Genomic DNA, 16497 nt, shown 5'->3' on the forward strand with positions numbered 1-16497 from the left:
GAGACCGCGTGAGTGCGGCGCCGACGAGTGACGCACCGGCCGCAAACGCGGACAGCCCCACACTCGGCGACCACATCGCCCGGCAACTGCTGCGCCTGGGTGCCGTCGTAGGATTGAAGGACGCGGACGCGGCGCTCTACGCCGAACTCCTGGTCACTTCTCTCGGCAACGCCTCCCAACGCCTGTTATCCCAGCCTCCTCCCTCGCCGAGCTTCATATCGGATGACCACACGCCCGTCGAGTTCTCCCTGTCCCTTCGGCCCCACGCCGCCCCCGTCCTGCGCGTCCTGGCCGAACCCGGCTGCGCCGCTGAGGATATGGCGGCCAACGGCCACCAAGGGCTCCTCGCCATTCGGGACATGGCCCGCCGCTGGGACATCTCCACCGCTCAGCTCGACCGCCTCGAGGATCTGTTCTTCCCCCCGTCTGCCCAAGGTCCCCTAGCACTGTGGTACGCGCTGGAGTTACGCCCCGGCGGCGTCCCCGGCATGAAGATCTACCTCAACCCCGCCGCCTCCGGCCCCCAGCAAGCCACCGCCACGGTGCAAAAAGCACTGCACAGGCTCGGACACCGGCAAGCGCTCGCAGCGCTACCCGACACGGCCGCGTACCCCTTCCTCGCCCTGGACCTCGGCACCTGGGAAGCCCCCCGGGTCAAGGTCTACACGACACATCCCGGTCTTTCGGCAGCCGAGGCGTGCGCCCTGAACCGTGCCCAGCCTGGCCCCGCGCCCGCGGACATAGCGGCCTTCTTCCGCATCGCAGCAGGAGCGGGCCTGCCGGCCGGGGTGAGGAACGAGCCGGAGACACGGCTGGACAGGCGGCCGGCGCTGGCCTGCCACTCCTTCACCGAGCAGTCAACCGACCGGCCGAGCGGCTTCACCCTGCACATCCCCGTCCGCGACTACGTCCGCGACGACGACGAATCCCTCACCCGCGCCGACGCCCTGCTGACCCACTTCGGCGTGGACCCCTCGGTACTGGGTGACGCCCTGTCCGCTCTCACTACGCGACCACTCTCCGACGGAGTCGGCCTCATCTCCTACCTGGCCCTGGCCCACGAGCGCGACCGGCAGCCTCGCATCACCGCGTACCTCTCCTCAGAGGCATACGCCGTCCGCCCCGGGCACGGTCATACCCCGCCCCGGCCAAGCACGCCGCCGTGAGCCGGTGACCGGCCAGCCGCGGCCGCCCACCAGACATCTCTCGCAGTGACCCACAAAACGTCATAAGGAAGGACCCAGTGGAGCCGTACCGGATCAAAGTCATAGAGCCCATCCCCCTCACCACCGAACAGCAGCGTGCGGAAGCCCTGAAACGGGTCTCCTACAACCTGTTCAACCTGCGTGCCGAGGAGGTCACCATCGACCTGCTGAGCGACTCGGGCACCGGGGCGATCTCAGCCGACCAACTGGCCGCGGGGATGAATGGCGACGAGTCCTATGCCGGCTCCCGATCCTTCTACCGCTTCCGAGACACCGTCAGCGAACTCACCGGCTACGCGCACCTCCTGCCCGTCCACCAAGGACGGGCAGCAGAACGCATCCTGTTCTCCACCCTCCTCACTCCGGGCAGCACCGTCCTGTCGAACACACACTTCGACACCACCCGCGCCAACGTCGAGCTGGCCGGCTGCCAGGCCCGCGACCTTCCCTGCCCCGAGGCCAAGGACCTCGACACACCGCACCCTTTCAAAGGCAACATCGACCTACAGGCCCTCAAACTCGCACTCAAAACCGCCGGCGAATCACCCGTGGCCGCAGTGGTGATGACCATCACCAACAACGGCGGAGGCGGGCAGCCGGTGTCCATGGACAACCTGCGGCAGACCGCCGACCTGTGCCGCCACCACGGCGTCCCGATGATCCTCGACGCCGCACGATTCGCCGAAAACGCCTGGCTGGTGACCCGTCACGAGCCCGGCTACCAGGACCGCACCCCCCGCCAGGTCGCCGAGGAAGCCTTCCGCCTGGCCGATGGGTGCGTGATGAGCGCCAAGAAGGACGGCATTGTCCACATCGGCGGCTTCATCGGCCTCAACGACCCCGAACTCGCCCAGAAATGTGAAAGGCTCCTCATCGCGACCGAAGGCTTCCCCACCTACGGCGGCCTCGCCGGACGCGACCTCGACATGATGGCCCAAGGCCTCCGCGAAGTAACAGAGCCGACCTACCTGGCAGAGCGTGCCGACATCGCCGCCCACCTCGCCCAGCGCGTACGAACCGCAGGCGTCGACATCGTCGAGCCCGCAGGCCTGCACGCCCTCTACCTCAACGCCGGACGACTCCTGCCCCACCTACCACCCCACCAGTACCCCGGCCACGCACTGGCCTGCGAGCTCTACCGCCGCGGTGGCATCCGCTCGGCGGAACTGGGATCCCTCTACCTCGGCGAGGAAGACGAACACGGCAACCCCATCAAGAGCGCACCCTACGAACTCGTGCGCCTAGCGCTGCCACGCCGGGTCTACACCCGCAGCCATTACGACCACGTGGCCCGAACCCTGGCGGACATAGCCAAGGACCCCAGCACGGTGCACGGCTACCGCATCCTCGGCCAGTCACCCATCCTGCGCCACTTCAGCATCAAACTAGCGCCAGTGACGCCCAACTAGGTTGGCCGCTCATGCGGCAGGGTGGCTTCCCTGTGAGTCGGAGTCGCGCTCTACGGGATCGGCTCGGCAGCCATTCCCAGGCCGTTCGTCGTTGCCCTTGGTGATGCCGAAGTCGATGACCGTTGCCTTGCCGTTGGTCCTGATGATGATGTTGGAGGGCTTGATGTCCCGGTGCGTCAGGTCCGCGTCGTGTGCGGCTTTGAGGGCATCGGCGACGCAGGCTGCGACGGACAGGGCCTTGGGCAGGGGCAGTCTCCCGGCTCTCAGGGCGGCGCCGAGCGGTTTGCCGGGCAGGAGCTCCATCACCAGGTAGGCGCAGGGCTGCCCGTTGTCTGATGCTTTTCGCCGCGGCCGAAGGTATGGCAGAACGACCGGCCGGGGCAGGTGTTCGGTCGTAGCCACGGCGAGGCATCTGCGGCCAGCACGATCCGGCCGTCCGCTGCCCTCGGTAACAGTGTCCCGGCCAGCGCTCGGCGCAGCCGGGAGACGTCGATCCGACCCTGGTTAAGGCCGCCGTAGAGCGCCATGTCCGCGGCGATATTCGGGCGCAAGCGCCAGGTCAACGAGCGTTCGCACCGGCCCGTTGGTGCACAGCAACGCGTCACATAGCTCGAACAGAGCGTCGCTCCGCGCGGTCAGACACGCGTACAGCTCCGTCCGGAAGCGTGACACTTCCGCGAACGCATCCCGAAGGATGCCCTGATGCTCCGAACTCATGACCTCGGCCCTCGCGCTGATCCACTCTGTGACGGAGCACGGGATCAGACGAAGGCCGCTTTCACGTCCACTGAACTGCGAAGACGCTAGTCAAGTTCGAACCGCATTTCGATGTGGACCTTAAGACTCAGTGTCAGGCAGGGTTCATGGGGCCTGTCACGGGTTTCCGCACTGGATCTCCCAGTAGCGGACAGGGGCCCAGTTCGCCGTCCAGTCCGCCGAGTAGGCGTCCGGCGTGTCGTAGATGTTGGTCCAGTTGTTGTTGTACATGGAGACGAGGCCTGTGGGCAGGTTGTTCTGCCACCAACCGCCCGCGCTCCCAGTCCTCCAGCTCGACGGGACGTAGGCTCCTTCGCCGCAATCGTCGGCGGCCATGACCTCCCCGACGTTTGAGCTGTAGGCGCAGAAAGCGTAGTCGCAGAGGCCGGCGGCCTGGGCCTCGGTCTTCACCCCGCTGTAAAGGGTGACCCCATTGGTGGTGCTGACGCGCTCGACGCCAGCCAGGAGGTTGGCGTCTCCGCTGGAAGCGGAGGCACCGCCAGCAGTGAGGAACACCGCGGCGGTTGCCATGATCATGGCAATGAAATGGGCACCAGTTCGGCGCATTGCGATTCCTTTCCCATTCCAGTGATGGAAGCCCGGGTTTCGGCACCCAGGATGCCGACCGGCACAGCAGTCGGCCTTGTCATTCCGCGCAGGGTTGTTGCCGATTCGCGCACGCTTCGGCCTGCAGGTTCCTGAAGTCTCGCGGCGCTATCCCGTAGGCGGCCCGGAACAGGCGGCTGAAGTGGGCGGGGTCGATGAAGCCCCAGCGGGCGGCGATGGCCTGGATCGGGCGGGCGCGCAGGCGGGGGTTGGCGAGGTCTATGCGGCAGCGTTCCAGACGGCGTTGGCGTATCCAGGCTGCTGGCGATGTGTCGTCCTCAGCGAGCAGCTGCTGGAGGTGGCGCAGGGAGATGCGGTGGGCATCGGCGAGCGTCTGGGGGGTCATGGCTGGGTCGGCGAGGTGCTGCTCGACAAACGCGTTGATCTTGGCCCGGAGGGCCCTCCGGCGGGCTTCCGAGCTCAGCGTCTCCTCAGACTCCAAGCACTGGGCGATCACGGATGCCAGGAGGTCCAGAGTGACTGACGTGAGGGTGGGGATGTCGGCTGGGGTGAACTCTGTGGCGCGTGCGTTGAGGTCGGACAGCCAGCGGGTGAACACCCCGCCCATACCGCGGTGCCCGCTGATCGGGACAGCGAGTAGGCGCTGCACCGTCTTCTCCGGCAGCGGCAGCAGCCTGCGAGGTAACTGCACGGTCAGCTGGGACCAGCTGTCCTGGAGTGCGTGGCGATGGGCATGGTAGAGACGGCTGCTGTCCAGCACCACGAGGTCGCCGGCATGCAACGCCGTATCACCCCTGTCCAAGGAGATGACGCCTTCTCCACCTAGAATGTAGTTGACCAGGTACACCTCTGGGTCGGACTGCCGTATCAACTTCGCTGTCCGCGCGATCTCCATATGCGGGAAGGCCAGAGCAGACACCTGTACCTCTCCCAGGTTGAGGTTGCGCATCTTGGCCCGGAAGTCGTCGTGGTGATTGCTGCGGATCAGATTGCGCATGTGCGACTGCGCGGTGGCTTCTTGCCACAGCGCAAAGCGCTCCGGCGCTTCCACAACGTCCGTGTTGAGCTCCGTTATCAGCACTCCCCAGCCCTCCGTAGCCGGTTCTCCTGCGGTGTCGAACGTGACATGGGGAGACGCGGCAGGCCAGCAGTACTTCGGTCACTTGCTGAACGCCCGTACACGGGCCGCGAGCAGGGCTTCTCGTTGCTTCGGAGGAGACTGCTCAGCGCGTGCTGCTACCTGAGTTCGACGGAGTACAAGGCGCCAGGAAATTCCCATCCGTCGGTGCCTTCGCCGATGTCAGCCACGATGACGTCGTCGATGAAGTGGTCCTCGAAGTCGTCGTCGGTGAGCTCGCCGGCCAGCCAGAGTTCCTCGATCTCGCTCCAGTCGCCCCTGCTGCCGTCGATACGCAGGGGCGCTGCTCGGCGGTTGCCGCGCTCGCGTTCGTCGTCGCCTGTCCTGACGACGCCGCTGATCTCGAACTGACCGTTCTTGACGTGGTCGGGGATCGGATCGGCGGGGACGATGGCGGCGTTCTCGTAGGCGGTGTGGATGAGGTCGCGGTAGCTTCGGCGGATGTTGTACTCGGGGTCGGACAGCCAGTTGATCAAAGTTTTGGTTGTCACGTGGAGGCCGGCGTCCTCCAGGGCCTGGTAGCCGCGGTGGGTTGCGGTGAGCTGGCTGAGCTGGGCGTGCCAGTGCTTGGCGCTGTACGAGGACAGCCGGTGGCGGGGGGTGACCTGTGAGCGCAGGAGGTTGTTGAGCGCAGAGCCCAGGGAGCCGCCGCGGCCTGTGGGCCCGGCCATCAGTCGTCACCTTCGGGGATGATCTCGCCGGACTGGATGAACTTGGCCTTCACTTCGCCGAAGCCGGTGCCGATCCGGTACGTGGCGGGCGGAGTGCGGTCAGGCGTCCAGAAGACGGCCGCGTCGACGTTGCGCAGCGCGAGGAGCGTGTGGCCTTCCTGGACGGCCTTGAAGGCGACAGTCCAGTGGCGGACGGAGGCCTCGGCGACCATGCTCATGCGCCAGTCCGGTCGCCAGAACGGGGAGCGCTGTTCGGCGCGTTTGGGCCACAGCAGGCGCAGCGCGATGGACAGCCGGGTCTTGTACGCCCTGTAGGGGTCGCCGCCGACCTGGACGAGCTCGGTCCGTGCCTTGCGGGTGGCCTCGTAGAAGGGCTTGAAGAGGGACTCGTTGGCCTTCCCTGTCCAGGAGTCGTGAACGGCCGGCATGGCGGCGAGGTGGCCCGCCCGGACGAGTTTCTCCAGCTGCTTGATGTGGGGGGTGGTGACCCACACTCGGCCGTCCTCGTCGGGCCGGTCGATGATCCGGCCCAGGGGGTGTGGCATGTCGGTGCGGGTCCACTCCGGGATGTCGATGAGGTAGATGCCGGCCCCGGCTTTGTCGTACGCGTCGAGGGGGCCGGTGTGCAGGAGCTTGTTCGGGGCAAGGGGAACAGCCGAACAGGCGGAGGGGAAGCTGCCGTTGCGGTCGATCAGGCACAGCACGCCCTCGCCGAAGGAGTCGGGCACGTCGAGCTGGTCGCGCCGGACGCGCTTTCCGTTCGCCCGGATGTGGGGAACACGGGTGGCGGTGACGTCGGGGTGGACCCAGCGGGGCTCGCCGTCCATGTGCTCGCTGATCAGAGTCCACGGGGCGCTGTCGCGGGCCTCGGTGCGGATGACGGGGATCGGGTGCATCTTCGAGCGGCCGACCGAGTCCTTGAGGATCTTCAAGGCGGGGAAGACGTGGCCCTCGGGCTCGTCCTCCTCGTCCCCCGGCGCCAGACCGTCCTCGCCGTCTTCCTCGTCTTCCGCTACGTCATCCTGCCCCTGGCCGCTGTCTGCCGGGGCGTGCGCAGGGGCACCGGCAGCAGCGGCCTGACCGGCGCTTCCGGCAGTGTCGGCGGACACGGCCGGAGTGAAGGGCCGCAGTGCGGCGGCGAGGCGGTGCCCTTCGTGAGTGTCCGGCATCTCCGATACCGCTGCGGCGGCCTGGAGCAGCGACGGCAGGATCTCCTTGAGGGCTTCCTGGTCGCCGCCTGCGACGGCGGTCCGCCAGGCCGCCAGCTCGTGGGTGAGGGCGGCGGGGATCCCCTTGTGTCCGCCGGATGTGTAGGGAAGGGCGGCTTCTGCCAGTTCCAGCGCCGCGGTTCCCGTTCCGCCGGTGGCAGGCGAGAGCTCTGGGCCCGCCGGGCTGTGGGCGCGGTCGATGGGTCCGGTTCCTGCGTCGAGGAAGCGGGCGTGGAGCAGGTCGGGCTGCAGAAAGGCCGAGCCGATCGTGCCGAAGTCGCGTTCGGTGACCGTCACTTGGACCTTGCCCAGGTCGGCGGTCGCTGTGAGCGTCACGACGACGTCGGCGTCCAGGAGCGCCAGGAGCGTGGGGTCGTCGCTGTCAACGACGGCGAGGACCGGTACGTGAAGGGTGCGTGCGAGGCCGGCCAGGACCTGGGAGGCATCGGGGAGACGCTCTCCGGACAGCGGGAGGCGGGCGATGTGGGCGGCCTGGAGGCGGTCCACGACCACGAGGGCCAGGCCCTCCATGTGCGGCGCGGTTTCCGCGATGTCCTCGGCCCTCAGGTTGGTGCCGTCATCGATCATCAGCAGGTCGCCCGCTTGGACCAGCTGCCGGGCGACCTGCTGCTCCTGCTCGGTGAGGCGGCCCTGCTTCAGGCGCGGGTAGTCGCCGCCGGTCTCGGCGGAGATGATCCGGCGGAAAATATCGTCCCTGTTGGGTCCGGACGCCGCGTAGAGGACCGTGTGGCGGTCGACGAGCGCGGTCTGCCGTGCGGCGGCAAGACCCAGAAGGCTCCCGCCGACGTTCGGGGCGGCCGCCACGAGCGTCAGCCGGCCCGGCTGCAGACCGCCCGTCGCGGCGTCCAGGCCGGGCAGTCCGAACAGGGTTCCGCCGACCGGGCCGTGGGTGAGTACGGAACCGATGGCGTCGCCCAGCGTGGCGAGCCTGCGCGGCGCGCTGCTGCGGTCCTGGTTGCCTTGGCTGTTCACCGCACCTCCTGCGGTCGCCACGCCGGGGTGCGCGGCCGTGTCGGATGAGAGTGCACTTGAGGCGGGGTCGGCGGGGAGCAGTACCGCGACCGGCGTGGTGTTCCGCAGGAGGACCTGCGGTTGGCCCTTCGCTGCCAGCGTGACGAGGTCGCCGAAGTCCTTCTGCGCCGTACTCAGCACGTAGGCCGGGAAGGCATCGGTCTTCCGGGCAGCTGGGAACCGGTCCAGCGGTGCCAGCAGAGCGCGCACCTTGTGCTTGGTGATCACCGTGGTGCGCCCCTGCTCCTCGGCGAGCTTCACCAGCGAGTACAGGTTGTTCCGCGCCGTGGTCGCGTTGATCGCGCCCTCTTCCTGTGGCGACTGACTCACTCACCCTCCTTAAGGAACTCAACTGCCCCCCGCCGTACCAGAATTAACCTAGTTATACTAGCAGAGTCACTATGTTTTTAGAGAATCTCACTCACTATTGGTGACTTTTTAGTGTGCGGGTTGACGGGTCGGGGCGCCCAGCCGATCAGCAGCGGACAGCACGTGTGACGACGCAAGCTAGTTGACGCCGCCGGGCGGCCCTACGCTCACCGATATCTCGCTGACCTCCCAGCTCCGCCGCCCTTGGCCAGCGGGAAGCGAGAGCCGTATGACCAAGAGCCACGGCCGCAAGAGCAAGGCGAGGAACAAGAGCCGGGCCAGAGGAGCGGCGTTCGCCTTCAGCCGGCCGGCTGTGCGGAGGCGTGCGCGGCACGCCAGGCGTCCCAGATCTCGGTGCGCAGCCGAGCGCGCGATGGTACGTCCATGCCGCGGTCTTCGGCCCACTTCCGGACCTCGGCCATCGGCGGTACAGCCGGTGAAGCAGGGTTGTCCGTTTCCGGCGCCTTGGGTGCCGTCGAGGCCGCGGTCTCGCCGTCATGCGCCGACGCGACGATGGCATGAGGGGGAGAGGAACGATGAGAGGATTCGAGGGTGACGGCCATCACCAGTGACATCGAGAAGGCAGCCGGTGTGCTGCGCGCCGGCGGGCTGGTGGCCCTGCCGACCGAGACCGTCTACGGTCTGGGCGCCAACGCCGAGGACCCCGCCGCCGTCTCACGCATCTTCCAGGTCAAGGGGCGCCCGCCCTCTCACCCGCTGATCGTCCACCTCGCCGGCGCGGAGCACCTGGACGACTGGGTACAGGACGTACCGCACGCGGCCCGCCTGCTGGCCGAACACTTCTGGCCCGGGCCCCTCACGCTGGTCCTGCGCCGCGGTCCCCGCGTGCCGCTGGAAGCGACGGGCGGCCTTGAGACGGTCGCCGTGCGCGTGCCCGACCACTCTGTCGCGCTCGCGCTGCTGGCGGCCTTCGGCGGCGGGGTCACGGCCCCGTCCGCCAACCGCTTCGGCTCGGTCAGCCCCACGACGGCTGAACACGTCCGCGCGGAACTCGGCGAGGCCGTCGACTTCGTGCTGGACGGCGGCCCCTGCCAGGTCGGCGTCGAGTCCACCATCGTCGACGCCACGGGCGAGATCCCGAGCATCCTGCGGCCCGGCGGGGTGACGCGCGAGGACCTCGAAGCGGTGCTGGGGCACCCGCTCGAGGTCCCCACCACGAGCCGCGTTCGGGTGCCGGGCCAGTATCCGTCCCACTACGCGCCGCGTGCGCGGGTCGTCCTCGTCGAGCCCGAGAAGGTCGTCGCCGAAGCGGAACTCGCTCAGGAGTTGGGGCACCAGGTGGGCGTGTTTCTGCCTGCCTCCTTCGTCGGCGCCCCGGTGAAGGCGCACGCCGTGGTGGCGGTTCCCGCCTCGATGGCCGCCTACGCGCGCGAGCTGTACAGGTTCCTGCGCGAACTCGACCAGCAGGGGTGCGACCTCATCATCGCGTCGCTGCCGGCGGAGGAGGGGCTGGGACTGGCGATCGCCAACCGGCTCCGCCGCGCTGCGGGGCCCCGGCCCACCGTTTGACGATCACCAGCGTGCCCTTCGCTGACTCGTGGCGCGTGGGTTCGTCAGGGACGCGGCCCAGTGCCCACCGCTCTGGCAGACCGGGCACAACTCGTGCCCGTCCGTCGTCGGTGACGACCATTCCCCGGCACATCTTCAGTCCGCGCCAGGTGGGCGCGGGGTGGCTGGACGGGCGGTCGGCTCCGTGAGCCATCGGGATACCCTTCCAGGGTGATCGAGCGGCCACCCGACGAGGCTGCCTCATCCATCTGTCCGGAGGTCCTCCGGCCGCGGAAGATCAGGCCGAGCAGGAATGGCCGGGCGCTCAGGACGCGGTGAGAACCGCCGCGTCAAGGCCGCGGGAAGCGACGAGTTGGGCACTGCCGTCGGCCAGCCGGTAGGAAAGCCCCACCACTGCGAGACGGCCGGCGGTCACCCGCTCGGCCAGGACGCGGGAGCGTTCCAGCAGCAGGTCCACGGTGTGCTCGATGTGCTCGGCCAGGATCTCTTCGCCCTGGTCTCGTCCTGCGGCGCGGGCTGCCAGCACGCTCGGGGTCACGCGCTCGACAACGTCACGGACGAAGCCGCCGGGCACCCTGCCACCGTCGGCTGCGGCACAGGCGGCTGCGATGGCCCCGCACGAGTCGTGGCCGAGCACGACGACGAGCGGGGCGTCGAGCACGCTCACGCCGTACTCGATGGAACCGAGGACTTCCGCACCCGCGACATGCCCCGCCGTGCGCACGACGAACAGGTCGCCCAGGCCGCGGTCGAAGATGATCTCGGCGGCCAGCCGGGAGTCGGAGCACCCGAACAGCACGGCGAAGGGCTGCTGGGCGGGTGCGATCTCGGTGCGGCGGGTGGCGTCCTGGTTCGGGTGCTCGGGGGTGCCTGAGACGAAGCGCTGGTTGCCGGCCATGAGCAGCTCGAAGGCGTCGCGGGGCGTAGGGGTCTGGATCTCGGTCATGGGCGGCAGCCTACGAGGCACCGTTGGCCGTCGCACCGCCTGGGGGCCTGGTCCCACTGGTGTTCGCCGGATCGGGCGCTGATGGCTTAGGGCACGGCCAGGGCCCCACGCACCGTGTGCCACACACGCCAGGCCGCCGATGCGGCCTTTACTCCCCGGACGGACGCGCGGCCGTGGCGGTCGACCGCGGTGAGGGGATGCCCCTGCTAGCGCCGTGTGCCGAGAGCGACTGCAAATTGCTGTTCAGCTCCCGCAGGACGTCCTGGAGGAAAAGGGGCCCCGAACCCCGTCGCGCAGTGGGCTCGCCGTTGTCACCGCCTGGTTGTGCGTCATCCATGCCAGGGAGCGTACGAGGGCGTGGATGCTGTTGCTTTGGAACACGCGCAGTGGCCCCGTTGCCACGTGGACGGTCTGTGGTCTGGGCGGCGTCAGCGCGCCAACGGCCAACTGTGTCAGCGCATCATCTTTGGGCCAGACCGACCTGGACGCCAGCGCGGCGCTGTGGGGCCATGGCCCGCGGCCACTTCCGTCCCGCAGGTCTACTCCTGGGACGCCGCTGCTCAGGGGGCAGCGTGTTGAGTCGGCCGGATGCGGCGTACCACGCGGTGTGCAAATCTAGCGAAAAGGGACTGAACGGGTGGTGTGAGGAGGAGCGGTATGGACGCCGAGAGGATGAGGCAACGGGCCATGGAGATGGCGGGCAAACTACGGCAGAGGCACCCGGCTGAGCAGAAGAGCAAGGGGCGGCACAAGGCCGGGACTCATCGCGGCGGGCTGCTCGAGACCCAGATGAAGAAGCTGCAGGAGCGCCGTCACCGGAGCCGGTGATTCGGCGGGCAGCCGCAGGTTGGGGGGGCGGGTTGTGCCGGTGGGGGGTGACGAGAGGCGCCTCGGACTTTCCTTGCCGACCGGCGGCCCTGAAGGTGGTCGGGGTATCTGTGGCTCGAGTCGTCATGTCTGTGACCGACCAGTGTCCGGGTGCTCCATCGGTCGATAGCCGCAGGGGCTGTGGTTGACGCTTGACGGTCCCGCGCTGCCTAGAGCGGATTCCTGCGGATACCCGGGTGTCATGGCACGGACAGTAGATGCGGATGGTAACAAGCGACCTGAGCCGGAGCCGGACGGCCGCGACAGGGCCGTTGGACCGGGCGAGGAGGTGGAGGAGCGGGCTCCGGACGCGCCGACCGAGCTTCCCAAGCGATCCTGGTCGGCGGTGCTGAAGGGAACGCTGAGGGAGTTCAAGGACGATGAGCTCGCAGACCGGGCTGCGGCCCTGACCTATTACGGAGTGCTGTCCCTGTTCCCGGCGTTGCTGGTGTTGGTGTCGCTGCTGGGTATCTCGGGGCAGTCGGCGACGCAGCAGGTGATGGACAACATCAACAAGCTGGCGCCGGGTTCGGCGCGCACCATCATCAGCAACGCCGTGAAGCAGTTGCAGGGCAACGGCGGTGTCGGTTCCATCATGGCGGTCGTGGGTCTGGCGCTCGCCGTGTGGTCGGCCTCGGGCTATGTCGCCGCGTTCATCCGTACCTCCAACGCCGTGTACGACATGCCGGAGGGGCGCCCGGTGTGGAAGGTGTTGCCGGTCCGGCTGGGTGTGACGGTGGCGCTGCTGGTCCTGGCGGTGATCAGTGCCCTGATCGTTGTGTTCACCGGCGCCGTGGCGCGTCAGGTGGGCACCGCGCTGGGCTTGGGTAACGCGGCGCTGACAGCGTGGTCGATCGCGAAATGGCCAGTCCTGGTGGTCTTGGTCACGATCATGATCGCAATCCTGTTCTGGGCGACGCCCAACGTGAAGGGGCGTGGCTTCAAGTGGGTCACACCGGGCAGCTTCCTTGCCCTGCTGGTGTGGATGGTCGCCTCGGCCGGCTTCGCGTTCTACGTCTCCAACTTCGCCTCATACAACAAGACGTACGGCACTCTGGCGGGAGTGATCGTCTTCCTGGTGTGGCTGTGGATCAGCAACATCGCGATCCTGCTCGGCCTGGAATTCGACGCCGAGATGGCCCGCCAGCGTGCGGTCGCCGGTGGTCTGCCGGAGACGCAGGAGCCGTACGTCCCGCCCCGGGACACCCGTAAGTGGTCGCAGGAGGATCGACGCCGTCTCGCCTGAGGCAACGCGCCGCCCGGAGGTCGGGCCCCGCGCCGTGCGCGTGTGCATGTTCGCCGTGCGTGCTCGGGGGGCATTGCGCTTGACCGGGCAGCGTGCTTCGCAGCAGCAGACCGAGTTGGTGTGCGGGAGATGCGGCTGGTGCTGGCCGGGATGAAGGAGAAGGGGCAAGCGATACGGCAAGGGCGGCGGGCTGTTCGCCGGCATGGCGTTGTGGGCACGCTCACCCTGCAGGCGCTGCCGGTGTGGTACGCGGCCGTGCTCCGCCGTACTCGGTCTGGTGGGTGGGGTGCCGACACTTGACCGCACCGCACACCGCACACCGCACCTCGGCAGGGCGGGCTTGTCAGAGTTTGCGGGTGTCGCGGGGTTCGACGTAGGGCTCTTCGCCGGGTGGGTGGCCGCTGTCGATGGCCCGGGCGCGTTCGAGTTCGGCGTTGAATTCCAGGCCGAGCAGGATGGCGATGTTGGAGATCCACATCCAGATCAGGAAGATGATCACTGCGGCCATGCTTCCGTAGGTCTTGTTGTAGCTGCCGAAGTTCGCCACGTAGAAGGCGAACGCGGCGGAGGCGATGAGCCAGATGACGATGGCGATGAGGCTGCCGGAGCTGACCCACCGGAACTTGCGTTTGACGTTGGGGGCCGCCCAGTACAGCAGGGCGACGATCGCGGCGAAGAGCAGGACCATCACGGGCCATTTGGCGATGTTCCACACCGTGATGAAGGTGTCGCCCAGGCCGAGGATCTGGCCGGTCTTCTTTGCCAGGGTGCCGGTGAAGACCACGCCGATGGCCATGGCGGCGAGCAGCACCACGACGATGAGGGTGATGATCAGGCGGGTGGGGATGGTCTTCCAGACGGGGCGGCCTTCGCCGATGTCGTATACGGCGTTGGACGCGCGCATGAACGCGGCGATGTATCCGGAAGCCGACCACAAGGCCAGCGCGATTCCGATGATGAACGCGATGCTTGCCCCGCCCTGGTTTGCCTGGAGCTGCTTGAGGACGTTGTTGAGGATGTCGCGGGCGGCGCCGGGGGCGAGACTGCCGAGGTTGTCGATCATCGGTTTGATCGTCGCGCTGCCCAGCAGGCCGAGGAGCGAGACCAGGGCGAGCAGGGCGGGGAAGATCGCGAGGATGCCGTAGTAGGTCAGGGCGGCCGCCCAGTCGGTGAGGTTGTCCTCTTTGAATTCCTTCAGGGTCCGTTTGAGGACGCCTCCCCATGACCCTTTGGGCAGGTCGGTCGGCTTCTTTGCAGGTTCAGTCGTGTGCCTGTCCAGGCGGGAGGTCTCGTCGCGATCGTTGCGATGGCGGTCCATGACTCACCCCTTCTGATCGGTGCCGCCGCACCAGGAGCGAAATCCGGGGCGGTGCGGCGGTCACTGGTGGTTCACATGGCGCCAGGGGGCTGCTGCCGGGCCTCGTCGGCTACCTGCTGGCCGGACTGCCGGGCCTGCTCCGTGACCTGCCCGGCCTGGTCGCTTGCCTCCTCCTTGGTGGTGCGAGCAGCTTCCACGGCGGTGTCCTTGACCTCCTGGGCGGCCTGCTTGGCCGTCTCGGTGGCGTCCTCCTTCACCTGCTGCGCGGACTGAATCGCCGCCTGCTTGACGGGCTCGATCGCCTCACCGGCCTTCTCGGAGAGCTGGGAGGCTGCCTGCTCCTCGGCCTGCGAGGTGGGCAGGAGCGAGGCGGCCAGCATCCCGGCGCCGAAGGCGATCAGTCCGGCCGCCAGCGGATTGCCCTGCGTCTGCCTCATCGCCTGTTCCGGGGCGCTGCTGACCGTCTCGCCGACCTGGCCTGCCGTCTGGCGCATCGTGTCCGCGGCCTGGCCGGCGCTGTCCTGGACGGACGCTGCGGCCTGCTGAGTGCGGCCCCCGGCGCTCTGCGTGGTCGCGGATGCGGTGCCCATGACGCGCCGGCGCGCGCCGGAGACTGCGCCGCGGACTCGATCGGTGCGGCGGCGCACGATCCTCCCCGGGCTGGTGCGGTCGGCCAGCCGGTCGACGTTCTCCGACAGGCGCTCGCGGGTCGCCTCGATCTCGGTTCTCACTTGGTCGGGTGACGTGCCCATTGCGCGTCCTCCTTCAGCGTCTCCACGGTCTGCTCCGGCTTCGGGGACACCTCCCGCATCCGGGAGCGGCCCATCACGAACAGGATCGCGGCGATGCCCGCCCACACCGCGGTGATGATCAGGGCTGCCCATCCGGTGTCCATCACATTGGCCAGGGCGAACATCGCCGCGAGTGAGGCGAACAGGGCGACCATGTAGCCGCCGAACCCGGCGCCTCCGTACATTCCGGCGGCCTTGCCCGCCTTGCTGGCCTCCTCGCGGATCTCGGCCTTGGCCAGGTCCACCTCCTGCCGGAAGAGCGTCTGGATGTCCGAGGTCACCTCCGACAACAGCTTTCCGACCGAAGAGTCACCGCCGCGCGGCTCCGGTGCCATCGATGACATCTCACACCTCCGGGTAAGGCCGCGGCTCCGGCTGCACGGCACCCTGCGGGTAAGGCCCGGGCTCCGGCTGTACGGCACCCTGCGGGTAGGCCCGCGGCTCCGGGCGCACGGTCCTCTCGGCCACCCCCGGCGACCCATTGTCCGGGAAGGCAGTCTGTTCCTGCTGCGACCCTTGTCCGGACTGCGCCTTGCTGCTGGCCTTGGCCATCCTGCCGATCGCGAACCCCGCCAGCGCAGCCCCTGCCAAAAACGCCCCCGGCCGTCGCCGCGCGAACCCCTTCAGGTCCTCGGCCATGCCTTGCACATCGTGGTCGTCCAGGTAGTCCGCCGCCTGGTGGCCGCCATCGGCCACCTGGGACACCAGACTGCGGGTCGGGGAGTCGTCGGGCGCGTTGCGTGCCAGCTCCGCCAGATCGTCCGCCCACTGGCGCACCGTCCCGGCCGCGCGCCGCGTCTGACCCTCCACCTCCTCGGCCACGCGGCCCCGAAGGTCACCCACGGCGCTTCCGGCCTGCCGACGAGCCTCCCCAGCTACCGTCTTGGCCTGCTCCAGCGCGGTGCCCGCCACCTCGCCGGCGGCTTTGCCGGCCTGGCCGGTTGTGGCCGACGCCTGCTCCTTCGCGGTCTGTCCGGCCGCCTGTACACGCCCGGCCCCGCCAACGTCGGACTCAGTGCTCACGGTCCTCACCCTCTTTCCGGGGCGCGGACGGCCTCCAGACTTCGGCGAAGGACGTTCGGGAAATCGCTGCACCCCACGGTTGGCATCTCTCAGCTCGGTGAGGGGCCTTACCACGCCCGTGTGCTTATGTACCGATTGGGGCGTTTTTGCGAGTATCCGGGCCATGACATGCGAAACAACAACAACCATGTGCGTGGGGGCTGAGCGCGGGCGGCCTTCAGCACCGACAGATGTCATGGCCTGGGCCGCGCGCCAAGCCATGGGGGTGTTGAGATCATGGCGCCGCCTGAACGTCAGACGGATGTCACCGCGGCAGAGTTTCGTCAGTGACCTTTATGCCGGCGGTGCGTTGTTGCTGTGACGCGTGCACTTCGCTCCGGTCGCCACACGACGGGACCTCGTGTGCGCGCGGCCCCGGCCC

15 protein-coding genes and 1 pseudogene are annotated in these 16497 nt (G+C 68.3%); 4 read left to right on the forward strand and 12 right to left on the reverse strand.

Annotated features, from left to right (window positions below; genetic code table 11):
* The first annotated feature begins 8 nt into the window (after positions 1-8).
* Positions 9-1166 carry a tryptophan dimethylallyltransferase family protein gene (locus QC385_RS15225; protein WP_279541831.1) on the forward strand — a complete coding sequence of 386 codons (1158 nt, stop codon included), beginning with the start codon at positions 9-11 and terminating at the stop codon, positions 1164-1166.
* A gap of 77 nt (positions 1167-1243) precedes the next feature.
* On the forward strand, positions 1244-2614 hold the full coding sequence (locus QC385_RS15230) for a tryptophanase (protein ID WP_279541832.1): 1371 nt from the start codon (positions 1244-1246) through the stop codon (positions 2612-2614).
* A gap of 9 nt (positions 2615-2623) precedes the next feature.
* Here QC385_RS15230 and QC385_RS15235 read toward each other — a convergent pair whose 3' ends face one another.
* The 7 genes and pseudogenes from QC385_RS15235 to QC385_RS15265 form a co-directional block, all read right to left on the reverse strand.
* Positions 2624-2917, reverse strand: coding sequence for a protein kinase domain-containing protein (locus tag QC385_RS15235; protein WP_336621294.1), 294 nt, complete (start codon positions 2915-2917; stop codon positions 2624-2626).
* Positions 2918-2955: 38 nt separating this feature from the next.
* Positions 2956-3331, reverse strand: a pseudogene (locus QC385_RS15240) (transposase); the annotation flags it as partial.
* Between the two features lie 156 nt (positions 3332-3487).
* A complete protein-coding gene (locus QC385_RS15245; protein ID WP_279541834.1) occupies positions 3488-3937 on the reverse strand; it encodes a hypothetical protein in 450 nt (149 codons plus the stop codon).
* A 79-nt stretch (positions 3938-4016) separates the two neighbouring features.
* A complete protein-coding gene (locus tag QC385_RS15250; RefSeq protein WP_279541835.1) occupies positions 4017-5018 on the reverse strand; it encodes a helix-turn-helix domain-containing protein in 1002 nt (333 codons plus the stop codon).
* A 155-nt stretch (positions 5019-5173) separates the two neighbouring features.
* Entirely contained in the window at positions 5174-5746 is a 573-nt protein-coding gene (locus QC385_RS15255) for a hypothetical protein (protein WP_279541836.1), read from the reverse strand.
* On the reverse strand, positions 5746-8316 hold the full coding sequence (locus QC385_RS15260; RefSeq protein WP_279541837.1) for a DnaB-like helicase C-terminal domain-containing protein: 2571 nt from the start codon (positions 8314-8316) through the stop codon (positions 5746-5748). The genes QC385_RS15255 and QC385_RS15260 overlap by 1 nt, the downstream gene beginning before the upstream one ends.
* A 338-nt stretch (positions 8317-8654) precedes the next feature.
* Complete coding sequence (locus tag QC385_RS15265; RefSeq protein ID WP_279541838.1) at positions 8655-8777, reverse strand: Lsr2 family DNA-binding protein; 123 nt, start codon at positions 8775-8777, stop codon at positions 8655-8657.
* A gap of 130 nt (positions 8778-8907) precedes the next feature.
* Between QC385_RS15265 and QC385_RS15270 the strand changes: the two genes are divergently transcribed.
* Positions 8908-9885, forward strand: a complete 978-nt coding sequence (locus tag QC385_RS15270; RefSeq protein ID WP_279541839.1) for an L-threonylcarbamoyladenylate synthase — start codon at positions 8908-8910, stop codon at positions 9883-9885.
* A gap of 304 nt (positions 9886-10189) precedes the next feature.
* On the opposite strand, the gene QC385_RS15275 is transcribed toward QC385_RS15270, so the two are convergent.
* Entirely contained in the window at positions 10190-10831 is a 642-nt protein-coding gene (locus tag QC385_RS15275; RefSeq protein WP_279541840.1) for a carbonic anhydrase, read from the reverse strand.
* Between the two features lie 1069 nt (positions 10832-11900).
* On the opposite strand from QC385_RS15275, the gene QC385_RS15280 reads away from it, so the two are divergent.
* Positions 11901-12944: a YihY/virulence factor BrkB family protein gene (locus tag QC385_RS15280; RefSeq protein ID WP_279541841.1), complete on the forward strand. Its 1044-nt coding sequence runs from the start codon at positions 11901-11903 to the stop codon at positions 12942-12944.
* A 343-nt stretch (positions 12945-13287) separates the two neighbouring features.
* Here QC385_RS15280 and QC385_RS15285 read toward each other — a convergent pair whose 3' ends face one another.
* From QC385_RS15285 to QC385_RS15300, 4 genes are all read right to left on the reverse strand, one after another.
* Positions 13288-14262, reverse strand: coding sequence for a YihY/virulence factor BrkB family protein (locus tag QC385_RS15285; RefSeq protein ID WP_279541842.1), 975 nt, complete (start codon positions 14260-14262; stop codon positions 13288-13290).
* 71 nt (positions 14263-14333) lie between these two features.
* Entirely contained in the window at positions 14334-15014 is a 681-nt protein-coding gene (locus QC385_RS15290) for a DUF3618 domain-containing protein (RefSeq protein ID WP_279541843.1), read from the reverse strand.
* Complete coding sequence (locus QC385_RS15295) at positions 14990-15397, reverse strand: phage holin family protein (RefSeq protein ID WP_279541844.1); 408 nt, start codon at positions 15395-15397, stop codon at positions 14990-14992. Before QC385_RS15295 ends, QC385_RS15290 begins: the two co-directional genes overlap by 25 nt.
* A 1-nt stretch (position 15398) precedes the next feature.
* Complete coding sequence (locus QC385_RS15300; protein WP_279541845.1) at positions 15399-16076, reverse strand: hypothetical protein; 678 nt, start codon at positions 16074-16076, stop codon at positions 15399-15401.
* Positions 16077-16497 lie beyond the last annotated feature (421 nt).

Origin of the sequence: Streptomyces sp. DH10, from assembly GCF_029813805.1 — a bacterium.
In the GTDB taxonomy this organism is placed as follows: Bacteria; Actinomycetota; Actinomycetes; order Streptomycetales; family Streptomycetaceae; genus Streptomyces; species Streptomyces coeruleofuscus.